At 74.6% G+C, this 2,352-nt stretch carries 1 protein-coding gene; it reads left to right on the forward strand.

The features are described 5' to 3' along the window. Positions 1-726 precede the first annotated feature (726 nt). Positions 727-2,271, forward strand: a complete 1,545-nt coding sequence (locus AAHZ94_RS32755; protein ID WP_349997346.1) for an AMP-binding protein — start codon at positions 727-729, stop codon at positions 2,269-2,271. Positions 2,272-2,352 lie beyond the last annotated feature (81 nt).

Raw genomic sequence — 2,352 nt, forward strand, 5'->3', positions numbered from 1 at the left:
CCCGCGCCCGGGGGGGGCGCGCTGCGCGGGAGACGGGGGGGGGGGGGCGGGTGGCGCTGTGGGGGCCCGGCTGGCGGAACCGCCCCGGGCCCGCCCCGCCTTGGGGCGGGCCCAGCTCTCCCGCACGTGCCCGTACGCGTGCGTACGTGAGTGTTTCGGCTCTCCCGCACGTGCCCGTACGCGCGCGTACGTGAGTGTTTCGGCTCTCCCGCACGTGCCCGTACGCGCGCGTACCCAAGTGGTTCGGCTCTCCCGCACGTGCGGGCACGCGCGGTACGGGTGCGACCTCGTACGGGCGGGGCCGCTGCGATACAGGCGGGGCGTCGCGGCATGGGCGTCACGCCCGTACGGCTACGGCGCTGCGGCGCCACCCCTACCCCCCGCGCCCCCCATGCCGCGCCCCCCACACACCGAGCCCCAAACCACCCACCCCCACGCCCACCGGCCCCGGCTGGTCAAGACGGCCTGATGCGCCAGCCCGAACGGACGATCCCTCCGCCTGTTCGCGATTCCCGCCACCGCGGGGCCGAGGGCCCGCCCACCGTCCGGCGTCGACCGGATGGGCGAACTCTGCTCCGTACGGGCGTAATTGACGGTGTGTCGAACAAGCGGCGGGCGATGTGGGATCGGGCGGCACGGGGCCGCGCTGCTCATAACCGGGCGAACATCAGTACATCCGAAATTGGTATTGGAGGGGCATGAGGGGGCGGGCCTAGCGTCGGGGGCATGACGGAAACGCCCTTCACCAATTACGTAGAGCTCCTTCTCGAATCGTTCCAGCACGACCCCGGGCGCACCGTGCTCACCGCCGACGACGGCACGGCGGTGCGCGCGGGCCGGTTAGCGGAGCAGGTGCACGGGTTCGCGGCCGAGTTGGTCGACCGCGGCATCGGGCGCGGCGACACCGTCGTGCTGCTCTGCGGCAACCGGCCCGAGGCGCTCAGCGCCCGCTACGCGGTGAATCTGATCGGCGCCCGGGTGGTCTTCCTCTACGAGGCGCTGGCCCCCGAGGCGCACGCGCAGATCACCGCGAGCGTGGAGCCGGCCGCGCTGCTCGTCGACGCGGAGCTGACCGCGGCGGCCGAGGCGCTGCGCGCCCACTCCCGGCCCCCGCTGGTCCTCGCCATCGGCCCGAGCGGGGTCGGTGACGACCTGCTGGCCCGTGCCGCGGGGCACCGCGGGCGCCAGGTGCCGCCCGCGGCCGGCCCCGCCGACGACTGGTGCATCCGACACACCGGCGGCACCACCGGCGTCCCCAAGGGCGTGCGCATGCAGCACGGTTTCCACAGCGAGACGATGCGCTCGGGGACCCTTGCGACGCCGTACGTGTCGACGTTCTTGGTCTGCACCTCGCTGGCGCACCTGGCCGGCATGGTCGCCGATCTGACGCTGCTGGCCGGCGGGCGGGTGGTGATCCAGCGCGGGTTCGAACCGGCGGCGGTGTACGCGGCGATCGAGCGCGAGCGGATCACCGACCTGTGGCTGCTGCCGCCGCTGCTCTACACGCTCCTGGACCACCCGGCGCGGGCCACGACCGACCTGTCGAGCGTGCGCCGCATCGCGTACGGGGGCTGCGCCGCGTCGGCGTCCCGGCTGCGGGAGGCCGCGGAGGCGTTCGGGCCGGTGCTGCACGGCTGGTACGGCCAGTCGGAGGCCGGCATGATCGCGGCGCTCGGGCCGGACGAGCACACCGTGCTGGGCGCGGCGGGGCAGGTCACGGTGGGCCGGCCGGTGCGCGGCGCCAGCGTGGAGATCCGCGACGAGGAGGGGAAGCCGCTGCCGGTCGGCGAGACCGGCGAGATCTGCGTCCGCACTCCCCAGATCATGGGTGGTTATTGGCGACAGCCCGAGGCCACCGCGAAGGTGCTGCGCGACGGCTGGGTGCACACCGGTGACCTGGGCTATCTCTCCGACGCCGGCTATCTCTTCCTGGTGGACCGGGTCAGCGACAAGATCATCGTGGTGGGCGGCCACGTCTACCCGACCGATGTTGAGGAGTTGCTGATCGGCCATCCCGCGGTGGCCGGCTGCGTGGTGTTCGGGGTGCGCCGCCCGGACGCGAGCGAGGCGGTGCACGCCGCGGTCGTCCCGGCCCCGGGCCAGCAGGTGGAACCGGCGGCCCTGCGCGCGTACGTGACCGAGCACCGGGGCCCGATGTACACGCCGGAGACGGTACGGGTCATCGACCAGATCCCGCTGACCCCGGTCGGCAAGCCCGACCGCAAGTCGCTGGCGGCGGCCGTACGGGCGGAGGCGGCGGCGAGCGGCTGACCTTCTGCTGACGGGGCGGGACGGGACCCGGCTGCGGGGCGGCTCGGCCCCGGCGCAGGGCGGGCCCCGCGGGCTCCGGGC

Origin of the sequence: Streptomyces sp. HSW2009 (genome assembly GCF_040240285.1) — a bacterium.
Taxonomy (GTDB): domain Bacteria; phylum Actinomycetota; class Actinomycetes; order Streptomycetales; family Streptomycetaceae; genus Streptomyces.